The sequence below is a fragment of the Aeromicrobium tamlense genome, from assembly GCF_013408555.1.
GTDB classification, from domain to species: Bacteria; Actinomycetota; Actinomycetes; order Propionibacteriales; family Nocardioidaceae; genus Aeromicrobium; species Aeromicrobium tamlense.
In genome coordinates this window covers 2,874,925-2,894,148 of record NZ_JACBZN010000001.1, presented here as the reverse complement: position 1 = coordinate 2,894,148, position 19,224 = coordinate 2,874,925, and the positions used below count along the sequence as shown (strand labels likewise).

At 70.6% G+C, this 19,224-nt stretch carries 17 protein-coding genes; 13 read left to right on the top strand and 4 right to left on the bottom strand.

Going from position 1 to position 19,224, the window contains the following annotated elements; genetic code table 11:
* Positions 1–64 precede the first annotated feature (64 nt).
* On the bottom strand, positions 65–1,387 hold the full coding sequence (locus BJ975_RS14185) for an ATP-dependent 6-phosphofructokinase (protein ID WP_179427060.1): 1,323 nt from the start codon (positions 1,385–1,387) through the stop codon (positions 65–67).
* A 71-nt stretch (positions 1,388–1,458) separates the two neighbouring features.
* On the opposite strand from BJ975_RS14185, the gene BJ975_RS14180 reads away from it, so the two are divergent.
* Complete coding sequence (locus BJ975_RS14180) at positions 1,459–2,529, top strand: alpha/beta hydrolase (protein WP_179427058.1); 1,071 nt, start codon at positions 1,459–1,461, stop codon at positions 2,527–2,529.
* 89 nt (positions 2,530–2,618) lie between these two features.
* On the opposite strand, the gene BJ975_RS14175 is transcribed toward BJ975_RS14180, so the two are convergent.
* The gene (locus BJ975_RS14175; protein ID WP_179427056.1) at positions 2,619–4,757 is read right to left on the bottom strand and encodes an Ig-like domain-containing protein; all 2,139 of its coding nucleotides are present in this window, start codon (positions 4,755–4,757) and stop codon (positions 2,619–2,621) included.
* Positions 4,758–4,939: 182 nt separating this feature from the next.
* Between BJ975_RS14175 and BJ975_RS14170 the strand changes: the two genes are divergently transcribed.
* Together BJ975_RS14170 and BJ975_RS14165 are read left to right on the top strand one after the other, a co-directional pair.
* A complete protein-coding gene (locus BJ975_RS14170) occupies positions 4,940–5,542 on the top strand; it encodes a TetR/AcrR family transcriptional regulator (RefSeq protein ID WP_179427054.1) in 603 nt (200 codons plus the stop codon).
* Complete coding sequence (locus tag BJ975_RS14165; protein WP_179427052.1) at positions 5,539–6,330, top strand: TIGR03084 family metal-binding protein; 792 nt, start codon at positions 5,539–5,541, stop codon at positions 6,328–6,330. The genes BJ975_RS14170 and BJ975_RS14165 overlap by 4 nt, the downstream gene beginning before the upstream one ends.
* 75 nt (positions 6,331–6,405) lie before the next feature.
* Here BJ975_RS14165 and BJ975_RS14160 read toward each other — a convergent pair whose 3' ends face one another.
* Complete coding sequence (locus tag BJ975_RS14160) at positions 6,406–7,455, bottom strand: zinc-binding dehydrogenase (RefSeq protein WP_179427050.1); 1,050 nt, start codon at positions 7,453–7,455, stop codon at positions 6,406–6,408.
* 51 nt (positions 7,456–7,506) lie between these two features.
* Here BJ975_RS14160 and BJ975_RS14155 point away from each other — a divergent pair, with 51 nt between their 5' ends.
* On the top strand, positions 7,507–7,977 hold the full coding sequence (locus BJ975_RS14155; RefSeq protein WP_269304689.1) for a MaoC family dehydratase: 471 nt from the start codon (positions 7,507–7,509) through the stop codon (positions 7,975–7,977).
* Positions 7,978–7,979: 2 nt separating this feature from the next.
* Positions 7,980–9,206: an MFS transporter gene (locus tag BJ975_RS14150; protein WP_179427048.1), complete on the top strand. Its 1,227-nt coding sequence runs from the start codon at positions 7,980–7,982 to the stop codon at positions 9,204–9,206.
* A gap of 4 nt (positions 9,207–9,210) precedes the next feature.
* On the opposite strand, the gene BJ975_RS14145 is transcribed toward BJ975_RS14150, so the two are convergent.
* Positions 9,211–9,870: a GntR family transcriptional regulator gene (locus tag BJ975_RS14145; protein WP_179427046.1), complete on the bottom strand. Its 660-nt coding sequence runs from the start codon at positions 9,868–9,870 to the stop codon at positions 9,211–9,213.
* A gap of 182 nt (positions 9,871–10,052) precedes the next feature.
* On the opposite strand from BJ975_RS14145, the gene BJ975_RS14140 reads away from it, so the two are divergent.
* From BJ975_RS14140 to BJ975_RS14105, 8 genes are all read left to right on the top strand, one after another.
* Positions 10,053–12,209, top strand: a complete 2,157-nt coding sequence (locus tag BJ975_RS14140) for an acetate--CoA ligase family protein (RefSeq protein ID WP_179427044.1) — start codon at positions 10,053–10,055, stop codon at positions 12,207–12,209.
* A 50-nt stretch (positions 12,210–12,259) separates the two neighbouring features.
* Positions 12,260–13,240, top strand: a complete 981-nt coding sequence (locus BJ975_RS14135) for a Bug family tripartite tricarboxylate transporter substrate binding protein (RefSeq protein WP_179427042.1) — start codon at positions 12,260–12,262, stop codon at positions 13,238–13,240.
* A gap of 72 nt (positions 13,241–13,312) precedes the next feature.
* A complete protein-coding gene (locus tag BJ975_RS14130; protein ID WP_179427040.1) occupies positions 13,313–13,834 on the top strand; it encodes a tripartite tricarboxylate transporter TctB family protein in 522 nt (173 codons plus the stop codon).
* Positions 13,835–13,837: 3 nt separating this feature from the next.
* The gene (locus BJ975_RS14125) at positions 13,838–15,367 is read left to right on the top strand and encodes a tripartite tricarboxylate transporter permease (RefSeq protein WP_179427038.1); all 1,530 of its coding nucleotides are present in this window, start codon (positions 13,838–13,840) and stop codon (positions 15,365–15,367) included.
* Positions 15,368–15,371: 4 nt separating this feature from the next.
* Positions 15,372–16,532: an acyl-CoA dehydrogenase family protein gene (locus BJ975_RS14120; protein WP_179427036.1), complete on the top strand. Its 1,161-nt coding sequence runs from the start codon at positions 15,372–15,374 to the stop codon at positions 16,530–16,532.
* Positions 16,529–17,548, top strand: a complete 1,020-nt coding sequence (locus BJ975_RS14115; protein WP_179427034.1) for an acyl-CoA dehydrogenase family protein — start codon at positions 16,529–16,531, stop codon at positions 17,546–17,548. The genes BJ975_RS14120 and BJ975_RS14115 overlap by 4 nt, the downstream gene beginning before the upstream one ends.
* The gene (locus BJ975_RS14110; RefSeq protein WP_179427032.1) at positions 17,545–18,327 is read left to right on the top strand and encodes an enoyl-CoA hydratase/isomerase family protein; all 783 of its coding nucleotides are present in this window, start codon (positions 17,545–17,547) and stop codon (positions 18,325–18,327) included. Before BJ975_RS14115 ends, BJ975_RS14110 begins: the two co-directional genes overlap by 4 nt.
* The gene (locus tag BJ975_RS14105; RefSeq protein ID WP_179427030.1) at positions 18,324–19,220 is read left to right on the top strand and encodes an enoyl-CoA hydratase-related protein; all 897 of its coding nucleotides are present in this window, start codon (positions 18,324–18,326) and stop codon (positions 19,218–19,220) included. Before BJ975_RS14110 ends, BJ975_RS14105 begins: the two co-directional genes overlap by 4 nt.
* The last annotated feature ends 4 nt before the right edge of the window (positions 19,221–19,224 follow it).

Here is a 19,224-nt window from a genome sequence, read left to right as displayed (position 1 = left end):
GTCAGCCCGAGCCTGTCACCGTTCGGCGGGTCCTTCCGGGAGTCTCACCATGCGAGAGCGGGTCTCAGGACATGTCGAACGGCTGCGCGGTGGACTCGAGCACCGAGAGCCACAGGTCGCCGTCGGGGTTCACGTTCTGCGTGTTCTTCACGACCACCGAGATCGGCACGTGCGCGAACCGGTGGCGCGGACGCCCGATCACCATGTCGGTGCGGCCGGCCATCGCCGCGTGCACGGCGGCCTGCGCGAGGCGCGTGCAGTAGACCGAGTCGGCGGGGTCGGCCGGCACCGAGCGGATCATGTAGCCGGGGTCGAAGTAGCGCAGGGTCAGCGGCTCGTCGTGGTCCTTGAAGTCGCGCGCGATCTGGGCGCGCAGGAAGCCGGCGAAGTCGCCGAGCACGGTGTTGCCGCTCGCGTCGGTGCGGCGGCTGGCGGGGATCAGGTCCTGCCCGGCGCCCTCGGCCAGCACGATCACGGCGCTGCCGCGCTCCTTCACGCGCTTGCGCAGCGTGGCGAGCAGGCCGTTCTCGCCCTGGAGGTTGAACGGCACCTCGGGGATCAGCACGAAGTCGGCGTCGTGGTTTGCCAGCGCGGCGTAGCAGGCGATGAAGCCGGCGGCGCGGCCCATGACCTTGACGACGCCGACGCCGCCGATGGCCGCCTCGACCTCGACGCGCGCGCCCTTGATCGACTCGGCCGCCTTCGCGTAGGCGGTCTGGAAGCCGAAGCTCGTGCCGATGAGCGGGATGTCGTTGTCGATCGTCTTCGGCACGCCGACCACCGCGATCGGCAGGTTGCGCTCCAGCGCCTCCTCGGCGATGGCGTGCGCGCCACGCATCGAGCCGTCGCCTCCGATGACGAAGAGGATGTCGATCTCGCGGTGCACGAGATTGTCGACGATCTGGGGGACGCTCTGGCCGCCTCGGGAGGAGCCCAGCACCGTGCCGCCGCGGTCGGTGATCGTCTCGACGAACGAGGGGGTCAGGGTGATCGGGTCGGGCGACTTGCCGGGAACGAGGCCCGCGTAGCCGTTCTTGAACCCGGTGATGTCGGTGACGCCGTAGTGCTCGAACAGCTCCAGCACGATGGCGCGGATGACGTCGTTGAGGCCGGGGCACAGGCCGCCGCACGTCACGATGCCGACCTTCGTCTTCTTCGGGTCGAAGAAGAGCTTGCGGCGCGGACCGCCGGGCTCGAACGAGGGGACCTCGTCGAGTGGGATGCCGCCGCGGGCCTGCAGCAGCGAGATCGTGTCGTCGATGAGGACCCGGTCGGTCTCGGCGACGTAGTAGGCGTTCGTGCTCCGGGCCGCGACGTAGTCGGCCAGCGGCGAGTCGTACGTGCACTCGCCGAGGGTGCGGACCTGCAGTTCCTCGAGCGTCACCACGGTGACAGGCTATCGGAGCCGAGGATCTGCGATCGGCACGCGGATGTCCACCCGGTCGTTAAACTCGGGACGTGGACACGCAGGCCGGCTCCCGATCCGGACGCGGGCGCCGCCGCCCGATGCGGGCGGTGCACACCGCGGCGGTCCTGCACGACAGCCCCACGCCCCTGGCCCGCATGGTCGGGCGCGGCGCGCGGATGACCGTGAAGCCCCTGCTGAGGATGGCTCCGGTCGACGTCCGCACCATCCGACGCATCCAGCGGTTCTCCGAGGTCGTGAACCGCGGCGCGTCCGAGGACATCGCCGTCGAGGTGTGCGAGATCGGCGGCGTCCCGGGCGAGGTGATGACGCCCGGCGACGGGCCCACCACGGGACTGCACCTGCTCTACCTGCACGGAGGCGGCTTCTTCACCGGCAGCGTCCACTCCTACCGCTCGATGCTCGAGGAGATCGTGCGGGCCACCGGCGGCACGATCTACGCGATCGACTACCGCCAACTGCCCGATGCCGGGATCGCCGAGTCGGTGCAGGACGCGATCGCCGCCTACGCCGGCGTGCTCGACCGGGCGCCCGACGCCTCGAAGGTGGTCGTCGCGGGCGACTCCGCCGGCGGCTACCTGACGATGAAGGTCGCCGAGCTGGCCACGCGCCGGGGCCTGCCCGCACCGGCCGCGCTCATCGCGTTCTCGCCGCTGCTCAGCCTCGAGCCCGACCGCCAGGACAAGAACGTCATGCGCGTCGACAAGGTGCGCGAGGCCGTGCTGCCGATCGCGCGCGTCGCGGCGCTGCGCCGGCTGTGGCTCCCCGAGGACGGCGCCCCGATCGAGGGCTTCGCCGACCCGCTCCACGCGAGCGCCTACATCCACTCGCCCACGCAGCTGGTGGCCGTGGAGGACGAGTTCCTGCGTCCCGAGGTCGAGGCGCTCGCGCTGCTGCTCGACGACAAGGGCGTCGAGGTCGACGTGCACCTGTGGCGCGGACAGCTCCACGCCTTCCCGATCATGGCCGGGCACCTGCCCGACGCCGACCTCGCGATCGAGCTCGCCGCCGAGTTCGCCCTCACGCACATCGGCGAGCCCCCGGCCGTCGAGGTCGAGGACCTCGACGCCCAGCCCGAGACCCTCGAGGGCGAGATGGCCTGACGGTTTCCCCGGTTAAGCGGGGAAACCGCCACTTAGCGAGGTTCGCGAACCTCGCTAAGTGACAGGAAACCTCCGTCAGTGAGTGGCGGTCAGCCGACGACCTTCACCTTGATCACGTGCAGCTTGCCGTTCTGCGTGTAGCCGAGGTTCCACGAGCGGGTACGGCTCGTCGTCATCGACATCTTCACGCCGAGGGCCCAGCGGTCCTTCCCGGCCTTCTTGAACGGGACCGAGCCGCGGTGCGGCATGCCGGGCGCCGGCGTCGCGTAGACGTAGCGGGCCTTCGAGCCGCGGACGACGATCGTGTAGGTCTCGCCGTGGCGGACCTGGTAGACGCCGTTCTTCAGCTTCGCGCCCTCGATCTTGTAGCCCGCGAGGCGGTACGCGGCGCGCTTCGTGCGGACGTTGCCCGCGACGTCGGTGGCGTTGGCGGTGACGACGACCCGGCTGCCGCTGCGCTTCGTGGTGACCTTGCAGGTCTTCACGCCCGAGAGCGAGTCCTTCGCCGAGCAGGTCGGCTTCGGTGCGTCGAAGTAGCTGCGACCGGACTTCACGCCGCGGATGCCGACGCGGGGCTTGCTGCGGTCGATCTTCACCGCGGCGGTGACGGTGGCGATGCCGCCGTCGGCCGTGTGGATCGTGCGGGTGACGGTGCTGGAGCCCTGACGCGAGACCTTGACCGGCTTCGGGCACGCGGTGGTCAGCTCGGCGCCCTTGGCGTCGCAGCCGAACGAGATCGTGACCGGGTGGCGGTACCAGCCGCCGCGCGACTTCTGCGACGAGATGACGCGAGCCGTGAGCGCGGGGTTGCTGCGCGAGGTCGAGCCCGACGAGGCGGTGAACTCGGTGCTGCCGGCGTACGCGGCCGAGACGGCGTGCGTGCCGTCGGTCGGGACGCTGTGCGCGAGCTTCGCGGTGCCGTGGTCGAGGGCGGCGGTGCCGACCTTCTTGCCGTCGACGAAGAACGTGACGTCGCCGGTGGGCGTGCCGGCGCCGGGAGCGACGGGGGCGACCGTGGCGGACAGCTCGCGCGGCTTCACCGCGACCTTCGTGGTCGTGCCGGCGACCGAGACGGTGACGGTGTCGCTGTCGCTGCTGTCGTCGTACTGGTGGTTCGCCTCGGGCCACCAGGTCGCGTCGACCTGGTGCGTGCCGACGCCGAGATCGAGCGCCGTGGACGCGCGGCCGGCCTCGTCGTAGGCGACGTGGTCGACGACGTCGCCGTCCACACGGAACTGGACGACGCCGCCGGCGTCGCCGAGGGTGCCCTCGGTGCCCAGCTGCGCGGTGGCCGTCGTGCCCTGGCCGGTCACCGGGTTCGCCGGCTCGAACGAGAGGTCGAGCGAGGTCTCGAAGGCGTCGACCCGGACGTCCTGCGAGACCGGGTCGGCCGCGAGGAAGCCCGTGGCGGCAGCCTGGTCGGCGACGATCGTGCAGGTGCCGGCGCGGTGGAACGTCACCGTCGAGCCCTCGATCGTGCACTCGTCCCGCGTCGAGGACGAGAAGGTCACGGGGTTGCCGGACTCGCCGCCCGTGGCGGTGACCTCGTACGTGTCACCGGGGCGCACGGTCTCCGGCGCGGTGGACGTGAAGGTGATCGTCTGCTCGACGTCCGGCGGCGTGACCGGGCCCGAGCATGCCTCGCCGAGGCGCAGCGTCAGCGCGGTGGGCACCGACGGCCGCATGCCGTTCGCCGCAAGGGCGAGGTCGGGGGTCATCAGGAAGTGGCCGCGGAACTCCCCGTACAGGAAGTGCGTCAGTGGCACGACGGTGCTGTCGGGGCGGACGTAGACGGTGGAGAGAGTCTTCGTCGCGGGGTCGATCGACCAGACCGCGGTCTGCCGGCGGTTCACCGAGGGCGAGCCGGCGGCTACGGGAGCACCCAGCACACCGAACGCCCACTCGTACCGGCCGCCCATCGGAGCCGCGGAGTAGTTGTCGTCGACTCCCAGCACCTGGGAGCCGTCCTGCAGGGAGAGATCCTGCTGCGTCCCGGCGGGAATGGAGAAGCGGTGGGCCGACTCCGGGTCGGTGGAGACCGCTGCGGCACCGGCGACACCCTGCCCGTCGTACGCGCCCGCACAGCCGACGATCGTGTCGCCGGAGATGAGCTGCAGTCGGCCGCTGTAGGTCTCGGGGGCCGCGTGGGCCGTGGCGGGGAGGAGGGCCACCGCGGCGGCGAGGCCGACGGCCGCGCTGGTCGCGATGGAGGTGACGCGTCGATACATGGGGTTCGCTCTCGCATGGGGACACGGAGCGCTCCACCCCGCGTGAGCGACACTAGGTTTCACGTCCGTCACACACGGGCTTTTGCTTCACAACCGTCACAAGTGACTAGGTGAGCGGTTCGCTCGGGTCCGCAAAAACCAACAGGCTTGACTGTAAATGCACGGTCCAGCATGCTGGGCCGGTGACCGAGAGCCCGACGAGGACGCCCCAGCCCGAGCGCACGCGGCTCATGCGGCAGCGCCTCCTCGAGGCCACGATCGACTCGCTCGTGGAGGTCGGCTGGGCCGGAACCTCCACCACCGTGGTCAGCCAGCGCGCGGGCGTCAGCCGCGGCGCTCAGCTGCACCACTTCCCCAGCAAGCAGGACCTGGTGGTCGCGGCCGTGGAGTACCTCGCCGAGCGTCGCCGCGAGGAGCTCGCGGTCGACATCGACGCCCTGCCCGAGGAGGGCCGCACGCGCGCGGTGCTGGACCTGCTCGTGAGCCAGTACACGTCGCCGGTCTTCCTCGCCGCGCTGGAGCTCTGGGTGGCGGCGCGCACCGACTCCGACCTGCTGGCCAAGGTCGCCCCGTTCGAGCGCCGCGTGGGCCGCGAGATCCACGCCCACGCCGTGACCCTCCTCGAGGTGGACGAGTCGCGCGGACGCAACCGCCAGCTCGTGCAGGCCACCCTCGACCTGCTGCGCGGCCTCGGCCTCGCGGCCACCCTCACCGACGACTCCGCACGCCGGGCCTCGATCCTCGACGCCTGGGCCGACACCCTCGACCGGGAGCTGGAACGATGAACAAGCTGGACGCCGTCCTCGACGACCTCGCCGCCGAGTCGGCCCAGCTGGACGGCTGGGTCGCCGGACTGACCCCCGACCAGTGGGGCACGGTCACGACCCCGGAGGGCTGGACCGTCGCCCACCAGGTCGCGCACCTGCACTGGACCGACGTCACCTCCACGTACGCCATCAGCGACAAGGAGGCGTTCGACGCGCTGATCGTGGCGGCGCTGGAGAACCCCGAGGGCTACGTCGACGAGGCGACCGACGAGCTCGCGCAGGAGCCGCCCGAGTCGCTGCTGCCGGCGTGGCGCCAAGGTCGCACGAACCTCGTGGAGGCGCTCCAGTCCGTGCCCGAGGGCAACAGGATCCCGTGGTTCGGTCCGCCGATGAGCCCCGTGTCGATGGCGACCGCCCGCTTGATGGAGACCTGGGCGCACGGGCACGACGTCGCCGAGGCGCTCGACATCTCGGTGCCGCGCACCGACCGCGCCAAGCACGTGTGCCACATCGGCGTGCGCACCTTCGGGTTCACGCACCAGGTGCGTGGCGAGGAGGTGCCTGCCGTCGAGGTGCGCGTCGAGCTGACCGCCCCGTCGGGCGAGCTGTGGACGTGGGGTCCCGAGGACGCCGCCGAGCGCGTCATCGGTGACGGCTGGGACTTCGCGCTGCTCGCCACGCGCCGCCGCCACCGCTCCGACGTCGACGTCACCGCCACCGGCCCCGCCGCCGACCACTGGCTCGACATCGTCCAGGCCTTCGCCGGCCTCCCCGGCAACGACCCCAAGCCGCTCGCCGACCGCTGACGGTTTCCCCGGTTAACCGGGGAAACTGTCACTTAACGGGGTTCGCAAACCCCGTGAAGTGACAGGAAACCTCGTTCAGTCGAGGGGCGAGACGCGCAGGAGGGCCTTCGTGGTGCGGCGGTTGGCCATGTCGGCGTAGGCCTGCGCGACGTCGGCGAGGTCGTACTGCCGGTCGAAGACCACGCCCGGGCGCAGGGTGCCGGCGAGGACCTCGGGCAGGAGCTCGTCCAGCAGGGCGCGGGCCGGGGCGCCGCCGGCGCGCAGGCCGAGATTCTTCGCGAACAGCTGGCGCGGGTGGAAGTCGTCGCCGTGCGGGATGCCGACCATGCCGATCTGGCCGCCGACGCGGGCGGCGTCGATCGCGGTCGCGAGGCTCTCGGACGTGCCGACGCACTCGAGGACGTGCGCCGGTCCGCCGTCGCGCGAGCGCAGCTGCCGCACGGCCTCCTCGCCGCGGACCTCGATCACCTCGTCCGCGCCGAGCAGCCGCGCGAGGCGCTGGCGGTCGGGGTTCCGCGACAGGATCGTCACGTGCCGCGCGCCCTCGCGACGGCAGGCGGCGACCGCGCACAGGCCCACTGCCCCGTCGCCGATCACGACCGCGTCGGCGCCGGGTACGACACCCGCACATCGCGCCGCGTGCACACCGGTCGCCATCACGTCGGTGAGCGCCAGCAGGTGGGGGAGCAGCTCCTCGGTCACCGGAGCGTCCACGCGCACGAGCGTCCCGTCGGCGAGCGGCACCCGCACGAGCTCGCTCTGGCCCCCGTCGAGAGGCCGGCCCGCGTCGTCGAAAGCACCCCAGTACCCGCCGTGCGCGCAGTTCGAGGTGAACCCCTCGCGGCACGCCGAGCACGTGTTGTCGCCGAACGTGAACGCCGAGAGCACGAAGTCGCCCGGCACCAGCGCCACGGCGGATCCGGCGGACACGACCCGCCCGACGAACTCGTGGCCCATGCGGCGAGGCTCGTCGAAGGAGTTGTCGCCGCGGAACCACCAGAGGTCCGAGCCGCACACGGCGGCCGCGACGACCTCGACGACGGCGTCGGTGGGCTCGAGGACGACGGGGTCGGGACGCTGCTCGAGGCCCACCCGGCCGGGTGCTGTCAGGACGGTCGCGCGCACCGTGAACCCCGTTTCGTCTGCTATGGTCCGATGTATACAAAAAAGTATCAGATGGAGGTCGAGTCAATGCGCGTGTTCTCAGGTCCCGAGGAGCTCCAGGCAGCGGTCGGTGAGGAGATCGGCGTCAGCGAGTGGCTCGAGATCACGCAGGAGCGCGTGAACCTCTTCGCCGACGCGACCGGCGACCACCAGTGGATCCACACCGATCCCGAGGCCGCGGCCGAGGGCCCGTTCGGCACGACGATCGCGCACGGCTACCTGACGCTCAGCCTCATGGTTCCGTTCATGCTCGAGGTCTACCGCGTCGAGAACCGCAAGCACGCGGTCAACTACGGCCTCAACAAGGTCCGCTTCACCTCGCCCGTCCCCGTGGGCTCGCGCCTGCGCGGCCGCCTCACGCTGGCGAACGCCGAGGAGGTCAAGGGCGGCGGGCTCCAGCTGACCTGGGCCGCCACGATCGAGCGCGAGGGCGAGGACCGCCCGGCCTGCATCGCCGAGAACATCACCCGCGTCTACTTCTGAGCGTGGGCACCCCCGCGGCCCCCCGCTCGACCTGGCAGCTGCTGGCCGACCGCCGGTTCGGCCCGTTCGTTCTGGGCAAGGGCCTGGCGTTCACGGGCGTGTGGATCCACCACGTCGTCACGGCGGTGCTGGCCTGGCAGTTCACCCACTCGGCGGTGTGGGTGGCCGCGGTCAGCGTCGTCCACTTCATCCCGCAGGTCGTCCTGGCCCCGGTGATCGGACCGCTGTCCGACCGCTCGAGCCGAGGCCGCCTCGTGGCCTACGGTCGCCTGTTCTGCATCGCCGGCACCGGAGGCCTCGGTCTCTGGCTGTGGCTCAGGGGCGTCGAGGGCACCGGGATCGCGGGCGTCCTGATCTTCTCGCTGATCGCGGGCATCGGCTTCGCCGTGAGCGGCCCGGCCATGCAGGCGATGGTGTCCGACCTCGTCCACCCGAACGAGGTGGGCCGCGCGGTCGCGATCGACTCCGTCCCGACGATGTTCGGCCGCGCCGCGGGCCCGGCAATCGGCGCGCTCCTGGCGGCGGCGTTCGGACCGGCGGCCGCCCTGGGCGTGGCCGCCAGCGGCCACGTGGTCTTCGGCGTCATCTCGGTCCTCATCGCGCGCGGCGACAAGCCCATCGCCGCGACGAGCGAGGGCGGCAGCTTCCGCGCCGGCCTGGGCTACATCCGCCGCAACCCCGTGGTCGCGATGCTGCTGCTCGGCGTCACCGCGGTCGGCCTCGGCGCCGATCCCGTGGTGACCTTGGCGCCCGCGATCGCCCACGACCTCGACGCCCCTGAGGCGTTCGTCGGCTACATCGGGTCGGCGTTCGGCGTCGGCGCGCTCATCGGCAGCGGCGTCTCCACCTTCTTCAACGGCGGCCTGCGGGTGCAGCGCGCCCCCGCCATCGGCCTCACCGGTCTCGCGCTGGGCTCGCTCGCCGTGCCGTTCCTCGACTCGCCGACGGCGGTCTGCGTGGCGTTCTTCCTCGCCGGCATCGGCTTCACCGTGGCGTTCTCCGGCTGCACGGCGATGCTGCACCACGTCGTCCCCACGCACATGCGCGGTCGTGTGATGTCGCTGTGGGTCATCGCGTTCATGGGCTCGCGCCCGCTCGCGTCGGTGCTCAACGGCATCGTCGCGGACACCCTCGGCTCCGATTGGGCGATGGTGATGATGGCCGTGATCGTCGGCGCCGTCGCGGTCGCGTCGCTGCCGGTGGTGCTGCGCCGGCTGACCCGCGACTGAGGGGTCAGCGAGGACGCGACCAGCCGAGCCGCTGCGTGAGCAGGTGCTCGGTGCTGCCGCGGTGCTCGTCGGAGAGCTTGATGAGCGCCTCGTTGTCGCGCGCCTTGACCGCCTCGATGATCTTGTCGTGGTCCTCGTGCACGCGCAGGCGCGAGTCGGCCTGCTGGATGTAGAGGGAGCGGTAGAAGCTCGACATGTACCAGAGCCGGCGGATCTCCTCGCGGACCAGCTTGAGCGGGCTCGGCTCGAAGATGAGGAAGTGGAAGTCGAAGTTCGTCGACTGCCACTCGTCGGGGTCGGTGTTCGCGCTGAGAGTCTTGAGGTGGTCGTTGAGCCGCTTGAGCTCGTCGACGTCGACGGCCGCGAGGTCGACCGTGCGGACGACCTCGGTCTCCAGCAGGCGACGCATCAGGTAGATCTCGGCGAGGTCCTCGCCGCTGAACCGCGCGACGGTGAAGCCCGTGTTGGGCTTGTAGTCCAGGACGCCCTCGGCCTGCAGGGTCGACAGCGCCTCGCGCACGGGGATGCGGCTGACGTTGAGCTGCGCCGCGATCTCGCCCTGGTGCACCTTCTGTCCGGGCAGGAGAGTGCCGGAGATGATCATCTGCCGGATCTCGGTCAGGCAGCGCTGCACTCCCGTCGCGGTCGGGGTGGTCTTCGCCATCGGAACGGCCTCTCAGCAGGTGGGTCGGTCGGTGGTCAGTGCATTCCGAAGCGTATACATGGGTTCGGGACACCTTCCAGGAGTCAAGGATATACATTCTTGCATGTCATTACGCATTCATGGTTGAATGCGGAACGTGTGGTCCAAGCCACACCCCGAGACGTGACGGAAGGACGTCCCCCGTGCCCCATCCTGTTGCCGAAGCTCCCGCCACGGCCGCCAATACCCGCGGCCTCGACGCGCTGTTCGACCCGCGCGGCGTGGCGATCCTGGGCGCCTCGTCCGACCCGACGAAGATCGGCGGCCGTCCGCTGCGCTTCATCAAGGAGTCCGGGTACACGGGCGGCATCTACCCGATCAACCCGAAGTCCGACGAGGTGCAGGGCGTCAAGGCCTACGCCTCGATCGAGGACGTCGACGGCGTCGTCGACCTCGCCGTGATCGCCCTCCCCGCCAAGCACGTCCTCAGTTCGGTGGAGTCCTGCGGCAAGCAGGGCGTCAAGGTCGTCACGATCTTCAGCGCCGGCTTCGCCGAGATGGGCGCCGAGGGTCTCGCCCTGCAGGGCCAGGTGCTCGAGATCGCCGGCCGTTACGGCATGCGCGTCCTCGGCCCGAACTGCATCGGCAGCATGAACGCGGCCAACGGTGCCGTCGGCACCTTCGCCGCCTCGGTGGGCGTGCCGTTCGCCGTCGAGCCGCTGGCCAAGGTCGCACTCGTCAGCCAGAGCGGCGCGATCGCCAGCGAGTGGGTCGTCAACGGCAAGCAGACGGGTCTGAACTTCGACCCGTGGCTGTCCACCGGCAACGAGGCCGACATCCAGCTGGCCGACGTGCTCGCGCACCTGGCCGCCGACGACTCCGTCGAGATCATCGCCGCCTACCTCGAGGGCTGCCGCGACGGCGAGCGGCTGCGCCAGGCCCTCGCGGTCGCGCAGGAGAACGGCAAGCCGGTCGTCGTCCTCAAGGTCGGCCGCTCCGAGGTCGGCGCCACCGCCGCCGCCTCGCACACCGCCTCGCTCGTCGGCTCCGACCAGGTCTTCGACGCGCTGTTCGATCAGTACGGCGTCATCCGCGTGGACTCCATGGCCGAGCTCTTCGACGTCTGCTACGCCCTCTCGGTGGGCAAGCTGCCCCAGGGCGACCGCCTCGGCATCCTCACCGGCTCGGGCGGCATCGGCATCATCGCCGCCGACGAGGCCGCCGAGCAGGGCCTCCAGGTGCCCACGCCGTCGCAGGCGCTGCAGGACGAGCTCAAGGCGATCTGGCCCCCGGCCGGCGTCGGCAACCCGATCGACCTCACCGCGCAGCTGATGAACGACGAGAACCTGCTGCCGTCGTTCGTCGACGCCTGCCTCAAGGACGGCGCGTTCGACTCCATCGTCATGGGCCTGACCTACATGGGGCTGCTCGAGCCGTGGACCGACCTCGTCGTCCGCGCGCTGAGGCTGGCCCGCGAGGCGCACCCCGAGGCGCCGATCTTCGCCACCACGCTCTCGACCCCCGAGGTCAAGCGCGCCGTCGAGGAGCTGGACATTCCCGTCTTCGACGACATCACCAAGGCCGTCCAGATCATGGGCCGCGTCACGGACTACGCGCTGCGGCGCCAGCGCTTCGAGAAGTCGCGTGCCGCCGAGGCCACGCAGGCCCCGGCAGCGTCCGTCCCCGCGCTGCCCGAGGTCTTCACCGAGGTCACCGCCAAGGCGTTCATCGCCGAGGCCGGCGTGCCCGTGGCCCCCGAGGTCGTCGTGTCGTCGGCCGCCGCGGCCGCCGCGGCGCAGGAGCGCGTCGGCGGTCCCGTGGTGCTCAAGGTGGTCTCGCCCGACATCGCGCACAAGACCGAGGTCGGCGGCGTCGTCCTCGGCGTGGCCACCCCCGAGGAGGCCGCGGAGGCGCACGACCGGATCCTCGAGTCGGCCCGCCGCCACGAGCCCGACGCCCGCATCGACGGCGTGCTCGTCGCGCCGATGATCACCGACGGCATCGAGACGATCCTGGGCGTCGTCGACGACCCCACGTTCGGCCCGGTCGTCATGTTCGGGCTCGGCGGCATCTTCGTCGAGGTCCTCAAGGACGTCACCTACCGACTCGCCCCGTTCGGTCTGGAGACCGCACACGAGATGATCCGCGAGATCCGCGGCTCGGCGATGCTCGACGGCGTGCGGGGCGCGGCCCCGGCCGACGTCGACGCGCTGGCGGGCGCTCTCGTCGCCCTCTCGAACGTGGCCGCGGAACACCGCAGCCGCTTCGACAGCATCGAGGTCAACCCCTTCCTCGTGCGTCCGCAGGGCCACGGCGCTGCAGCCCTCGACGCCCTCATCACCGAGCGCGTCACCCCCTGATCGCCATCCGGCGACACCTTGATCCCCCCACCCATCACAGGAGAAACACGATGAAGAAACTCAGCTTCGCAGCCCTCGCCGGCGTGCTGGCGGTGTCGATGGCCGCGTGCGGCGACTCGGCCTCCAGCGGTGACGCCGAGGACTACCCGGCCGGTGACATCACCATGGTCGTCGCGTACGCCGCCGGTGGCCCGACCGACCTCGCCGGTCGCGCCGTCGCCAAGCAGTTCGAGAAGGACCTGGGCGTCTCGGTCGTCGTGGAGAACCTCGAGGGTGCCTCCGGCGCCGTCGGCTCGGCGAAGGTCATCAACAGCAAGCCGGACGGCCTGACGCTCGGCACGACCACCGCGTCGGCCATCAGCCGCGTCCCCACCATCGAGAAGGTCGGCTTCGAGGCCGGCGACGGCACCCCGATCGGCGTCGTCACCGAGTCGCCGGGCGTCTTCTTCGTCAAGGAGGACTCGCCCTACAAGACGTTCGACGACCTCCTCGCCGACGCCAAGAAGCGTCCGGGCAAGATCACCGTCGGCGCCGCCGGCGCCCAGACCCCGCAGGCCGTCGAGCTGCTGCGCATGGGCACCGAGTACGACACCGAGTTCAAGCTCGTGCCGTTCCAGGGCGACGCCCCGGCCCTGACCGGTCTGCTCGGCGACAACGTCGACGTCATCATCCCGTCGTACAACGAGCAGGTCCGCGCCCAGCACGAGGCCGGCAAGATCCGCCCGCTCGCGGTCATGGGTCCCGACCGCAAGGAGTACCTCGGCGACACGCCCACGCTGGCCGAGTCGGGCTTCGACAAGCTGACCTACGGCATCTCGTCCTTCATCGTCATCGCGCCGAAGGACACGCCGGAGGAGATCGTCACGAAGCTCGAGGACTCGCTCGAGGCCGCGCTGGAGGATCCCGCGACCCGCAAGGCCGCCGGCGAGCTCAACATCCCCGCCGAGTTCATCGGCTCGGAGGAGCTCCAGCAGAAGATCGACGACGAGGTCAAGGACCTGACACCGGTCCTGAAGCAGCTCTTCGGCTGATCAGCCGTGGTGGGTCCGGACCGTGCGCGGTCCGGGCCCACCGTTCCCGATTCCACCTGACAGGACCTCGACATGACCGACATGACCGAAGAGCAGGCCGCGGTGCCCGAGAGCCCTCCCGCGACCACGCGCGGCACCGGCTGGCTCGCCTCCAAGGTGCCGCTGGTGGTCGCCATCGCGATCGCGGTGGTCTTCCACCTGCAGACCAGTGAGATGGAGGTCGGCACGCTCACCGAGCCCGGCCCCGGCTACTGGCCCCGCGTGCTGATCGTCAGCATCATCGTCGTCTCGCTGCTCGGCTTCGTGATGGACATGAGCGACGGGATCGAGACGTTCGAGCTCGGCGCCACGGCACGCGTGCTCGGGGGCTTCGCGACGCTCGTCGTCTTCACGCTGATGTTCGAGCAGACCGGCTCGATCCTGGCGGGCTTCGCCTTCCTCATGCTCTGGCTCAAGGGCCTCAACGGCGAGAGCTGGCGCATGTCGCTGGCGATCGCCGTCGTCGCGCCGCTGGCCAGCTACCTGCTCTTCGTCACCGCGCTCGGCGTCCGCCTGCCCGAGGACATCGTCGCCAGCCTGTGGGGAGGTCGCTGACCCATGGACTCGCTGACCAACCTCATGTCGGGCTTCGGGGTCGTCTTCACCCCGGAGAACCTGCTCTTCGTCTTCCTCGGCGTCACGATCGGCACGATCATCGGCGTGCTGCCGGGTCTCGGTCCGACCGCCACGATCGCACTGCTGCTGCCGATCACGTACTCGATCACGCCCGAGGCCGCGATCATGATGCTCGCGGGCGTCTACTACGGCTCGATGTACGGCGGCACGATCACCTCGGTCCTGCTGCGCATCCCGGGCGAGGCCGCGAGCGCGATCACCGCGCTCGACGGCTACGAGATGACCAAGCAGGGACGCGGCGGACCAGCCCTCGGCATCGCCGCGATCGGCTCCTTCATCGGCGGCACGATCGCCATCATCGGTCTGGCGCTCATCGCCCCGGCCGTCGCCGCCGCCGCGCTGCGCTTCGGACCGCCCGAGTACGCGGCCATCACGATCCTCGGCCTGGTGCTGGTGACCTACCTCGGCACCAAGTCCACCGTGAAGAGCGTCATCGCCGCGCTGTTCGGCCTGCTGCTCGCCGCCGTCGGCCCCGACCCGATCCAGGGCACGTCGCGCTTCAGCTTCGACATGCCCGAGCTGATCTCCGGCCTCGACCTCGTCGCCATCGCGATGGGCATGTTCGGCATCGGCGAGATCATGTACAACCTCGAGAAGCGCCTCACCAGCTCGGGCACGATCGGCACGATCGACCGCATCCTGCCGACGAAGCAGGACTGGAAGGACTCGCGCGGACCGATCGCCCGCGGCACGATCCTGGGCTTCCCGATCGGCATCCTGCCCGGCGGTGGCGGCGTCATGAGCTCGCTCGCCTCGTACGCGGTGGAGAAGAAGGTCGCGAAGGACCCGAGCCGCTTCGGCAAGGGCGCGATCGAGGGCGTCGCCGGTCCCGAGACCGCGAACAACTCCTCGTCGATCTCGGCGTTCATCCCGCTGCTGACGCTGGGCCTGCCGTCCAACGCCGTCCTCGCGCTGATCCTCGGCGCGCTGATGATGCAGGACATCACGCCCGGCCCCGGCATGATCGACGAGCACCCCGAGCTGTTCTGGGGCGTCATCGCCTCGATGTTCATCGGCAACCTGATCCTGCTGGCGCTCAACCTGCCGTTCGTCGGCCTGTTCGTGCAGCTGCTGCGCGTGCGCATCGGCATCATCGGCGGCGTCGCGCTGCTGATCACGCTCATCGGCGTCTACACGATCAGCTACACGCAGTTCGACATGTGGGTCATGATCATCGCCGGCTTCGTCGGCTACCTCATGCGCAAGACCGGCTTCGAGCCCGCGCCGCTGGTGCTGGCGTTCGTGCTCGGCAGCGTCATGGAGATCGCGTTCCGCCAGTCGCTGCTGATGTCGGACGGCTCGCTGTCGATCTTCGTCACCCGCCCGATCTCGGGCACCATCATCGCCGTCGTCGCACTCGTCATCGTGACCTCGGTCGTCGGCGCCATCCGCCGTCGCCGCGGTCAGGGCAACGGGATCATCGATATGACCAAGCAGCTCGCGGAGGACTGAAACCATGGACCTGAACTTCACCCCCGAACAGCAGGCGTTCCGCCGCGAGCTGCAGGACTGGTTCGCCGCGAACGGCCCGAAGGGTCGCCTCGACAGCCCGTACTCCGAGCCCGGCCTCAGCCAGCACCTGGAGTGGGAGAAGGCGCTCTTCGAGGCCGGCTACGCCGCGCCGGGCTGGCCGAAGGAGGTCGGCGGCATGGGCGCCGACGCCTGGGACCAGCTGATCTACGACGAGGAGTACGCGCGGTTCCGGCTGCCGGAGCGCCTCAACAAGATGGGCCTCGTGCACGGCGGTCCCACCGTCGAGGCGCACGGCACCGACGAGCAGAAGCAGCGCTTCCTGCCCGGCATCCTCAACTGCGAGGACATCTGGTGCCAGGGCTTCTCCGAGCCCGGCGCCGGCAGCGACCTGGCCGCCATCCGCACCACCGGTCGCATCAACGGCGACACGATGGTGGTCGACGGCCAGAAGATCTGGACCTCGCAGGGCATCATCGCCACCACGATGTTCGCGCTCGTGCGCACCGATCCCGCCGCCAAGGGCCACAAGGGCCTGACGTTCGTCATCATCGACCTGCGCTCGCCGGGCGTGGAGATCCGCCCGCTGGGCCAGCTGCACGGCAACCCGGGTTTCGCCGAGGTGTTCTTCGAGAACGTCGAGGTGCCGATGGAGAACGTGATCGGCGAGGTCGGCGACGGCTGGCGCGTGGCCGGCACGTCGCTGCAGCTCGAGCGCGGCACGGGCCGCGGCACGCACACGCGCCTGGAGCAGGCGCTGGTCGACCTCGCCCGCGACACGGGTGAGCGCGGCTCCGAGGGCCAGGTCGAGGAGCTCGGCCGGCTCGCGGCGTGGACCTTCGCCTACGAGCAGGCCACGTACGCCGCGACGCACGAGATCGCCACGGGCCGCACCGGCCCGGACGTCTCCAGCATCCAGAAGATGCTCTACACCCAGATCCACACGGCGGTCCACGAACAGCACCTCGCGGTGCTCGGCGCGGACGCCGAGGTCATGACCGACCACGGTCCCGACGGCGAGATGTTCGGCATGCGCCGCAACTACTGGCACGGGCGGGGCGCCGAGATCTACGCCGGGTCCAACGAGATCCAGCGCAACATCATCTCCGAGCGGATGCTCGGACTGCCGAAGGAGCCGCGCGGATGAAGATCGCATTCGAACCCGAGCAGCAGGACCTCGCGACGTCGTTCGACCAGGCCGTGGCGGCCGAGGTCGACGTCGAGGCCCTGCGGGCGCTGTGGACCACCGAGACCGGTCGCTCGGAGAAGCTCCGCGCGACGATCGCGCAGCTCGGCCTGACCACGATCCTCGTGCCCGAGGAGTTCGAGGGCTACGGCGGCACGCTCGTCGACCTCGCCCTCGTGCTGGAGCGCATGGGCTACCACGCGGTGCCGGACGCGCTGGTCGAGTCGCTCGTCACCGCGCCGGTCGCGCTGACGGTCGCGGGCTCACCCGAGCAGCAGGCCGCGTGGCTGCCCAGGCTGGCCGACGGCTCGGCCACGGCGACGGTCGCGCTGCGTGGACTGGCCTCGGTGCCGGACGCGCACGTCAGCGACGTGCTGATCTTCCGCGACGGCGACGAGCTCAAGCTGGTCGAGACGTCCGCGTGCGAGCTGACGCCGCTGCGTTCGATGGACCCGTCTCGCCGGCAATTCGCGGTGACCTTGCCCGAGGGCGCGGCCCAGGTGCTGCCCGGTGGCGGCGTCGAGACGGTCCTCGCCCACGAGGCCGCGGCGTCGGCGAGCGTCCTGATCGGCCTCAGCCGCCGGATGCTCGACGAGACCGTCGCCTACGCGAAGGTGCGCGAGCAGTTCGGTCGCGTCATCGGCTCGTTCCAGGCCGTGAAGCACCAGCTGGCCGACGCGGTCGCGAAGGTCGAGCTGGCCGCGTTCGCGGTGCACGCCGCCGCGGCGAAGGTGGCCGACGGTGCGCCCGACGCGCTCACCGCCGCTCTGGCCGCCCGCATCGTGGCGGTCGAGGCCGAGTTCGAGGCCAACCGCGCCTCGCTCCAGCTGCACGGCGGCATCGGCTTCACGTGGGAGCACCACCTGCAGCTGTGGCTCAAGCGCGGCAAGGCGCTCGAGCAGGCCCACGGCGGCCTCACCGAGCTCACCGCGGCCCTCGGCCGCGCCACCATCGACTCCGCGAAGGCCACCGCATGAGCGACGACATCCTCCTCGAGGTCGAGGACCAGATCGCGACGATCACCCTCAACCGCCCGCACCGCAAGAACGCGCAGACGGCCGACGGCTGGGCGCTGCTCCACGACCACCTCCGCACGATCTCGTACGACGACTCGATCCGTGCCGTGGTGCTGACCGGCGCCGGCGACGCGTTCTGCGCGGGCGCGGACATCGGCGGCGGACCGGCGGCGGGCCACCCGCTGACGCGCGTGCGCAACATCAGCCGCACGCCCGAGGCCCTCTACAGCCTGAACAAGCCGACGATCGCGAAGGTCAAGGGCGCGGCTGTCGGCGCGGGCTTCAACATGGCGCTGTGCTGCGACTTCGTCGTGGCGTCGTCGACCGCGAAGTTCTCCGAGATCTTCGCCAAGCGCGGCCTGAGCCTCGACTTCGGCGGCGCGTGGCTGCTGCCGCGGCTCGCGGGTCTCCAGCAGGCGAAGCGCCTGGCGTTCCTCGCCGACTTCGTCACCCCTGAGGAGGCGAAGGAGCTCGGCCTCGTCACGTGGGTGAAGGAGCCCGACGAGATCGACGGCTTCGTCGCCGACCTCGCCGACCGTCTCGCGGCGATGCCGCCGATCGCGATCGCCCAGAACAAGGACCTGCTGCACAACGGTGTGGTCCAGTCGTTCCGCGACGTGCTCGACAACGAGGCCCGCGCCCAGGCGATCAATTACGCCACCGACGACGCGCCGGCCGCGTTCAAGGCCTTCGCCGACAAGACCGAGGCCGAGTTCACCGGGAAGTGGTCGATCAAGTGAGCGTTCCCGAGTTCGAGCAGATCACGCTGACGCTGGCCGACCGCGTCCTGGAGGTGCGCCTCAACCGGCCCGACCGGATGAACGCGTTCACGCCGGTCATGCGCACCGAGATGGTCGAGGCCCTCGACTGGGCCGAGGCGAACGACGACGTGCGCGTCGTCATCGTGACGGGGGAGGGGCGGGCGTTCTGCGCTGGTGCCGACCTCGGCGGCGCGGGCGACAAGCCGTTCTCCTACAGCGGCGACGGCATGCGCAACGACCGCTCGGACGCCGACGAGATCGCCGGCCTGCCGCGTGACGGCGGCGGCGTGGTGACGCTGCGCCTGGCCTCGTTCCCGAAGCCGGTCATCGCCGCGATCAACGGCGCTGCCATCGGTGTGGGCATCACGATGACCCTGCCGATGGACATCCGGATCGCCTCGACGAAGGCGAAGTTCGGCTTCGTGTTCGCGCGCCGCGGCATCGCGCCGGAGGCCGTCTCGAGCTGGTTCCTGCCGCGCGTCGTCGGGATCTCGCAGGCCTCGGAGTGGGCGCTGACGGGTCGCGTGTTCGAGGCCGACGAGGCGCTGCGCGGGCGGCTGGTGTCGCGCGTCGTGGAGCCCGAGGACGTGCTCCCGACCGCTCGTGCCATCGCTCGCGAGATCGCCGACAACACCTCGGGCGTCGCCGTCGCGGCCACGCGCCGGATGCTGTGGTCGCAGCTGACGCAGGACGACCTGTGGGAGACCCACAAGCTGGAGACCCAGACGATCGCCGCGCTCAAGCAGGGACCCGACGCCAAGGAAGGCGTCGCGTCGTTCCTCGAGAAGCGCGACGCCGTGTTCACCGGCCGGTTGGACACCGACCTGCCCGATGCCGTTCCCGACTGGCCGGTCCGCCCGGCCGCCGACTGAATCC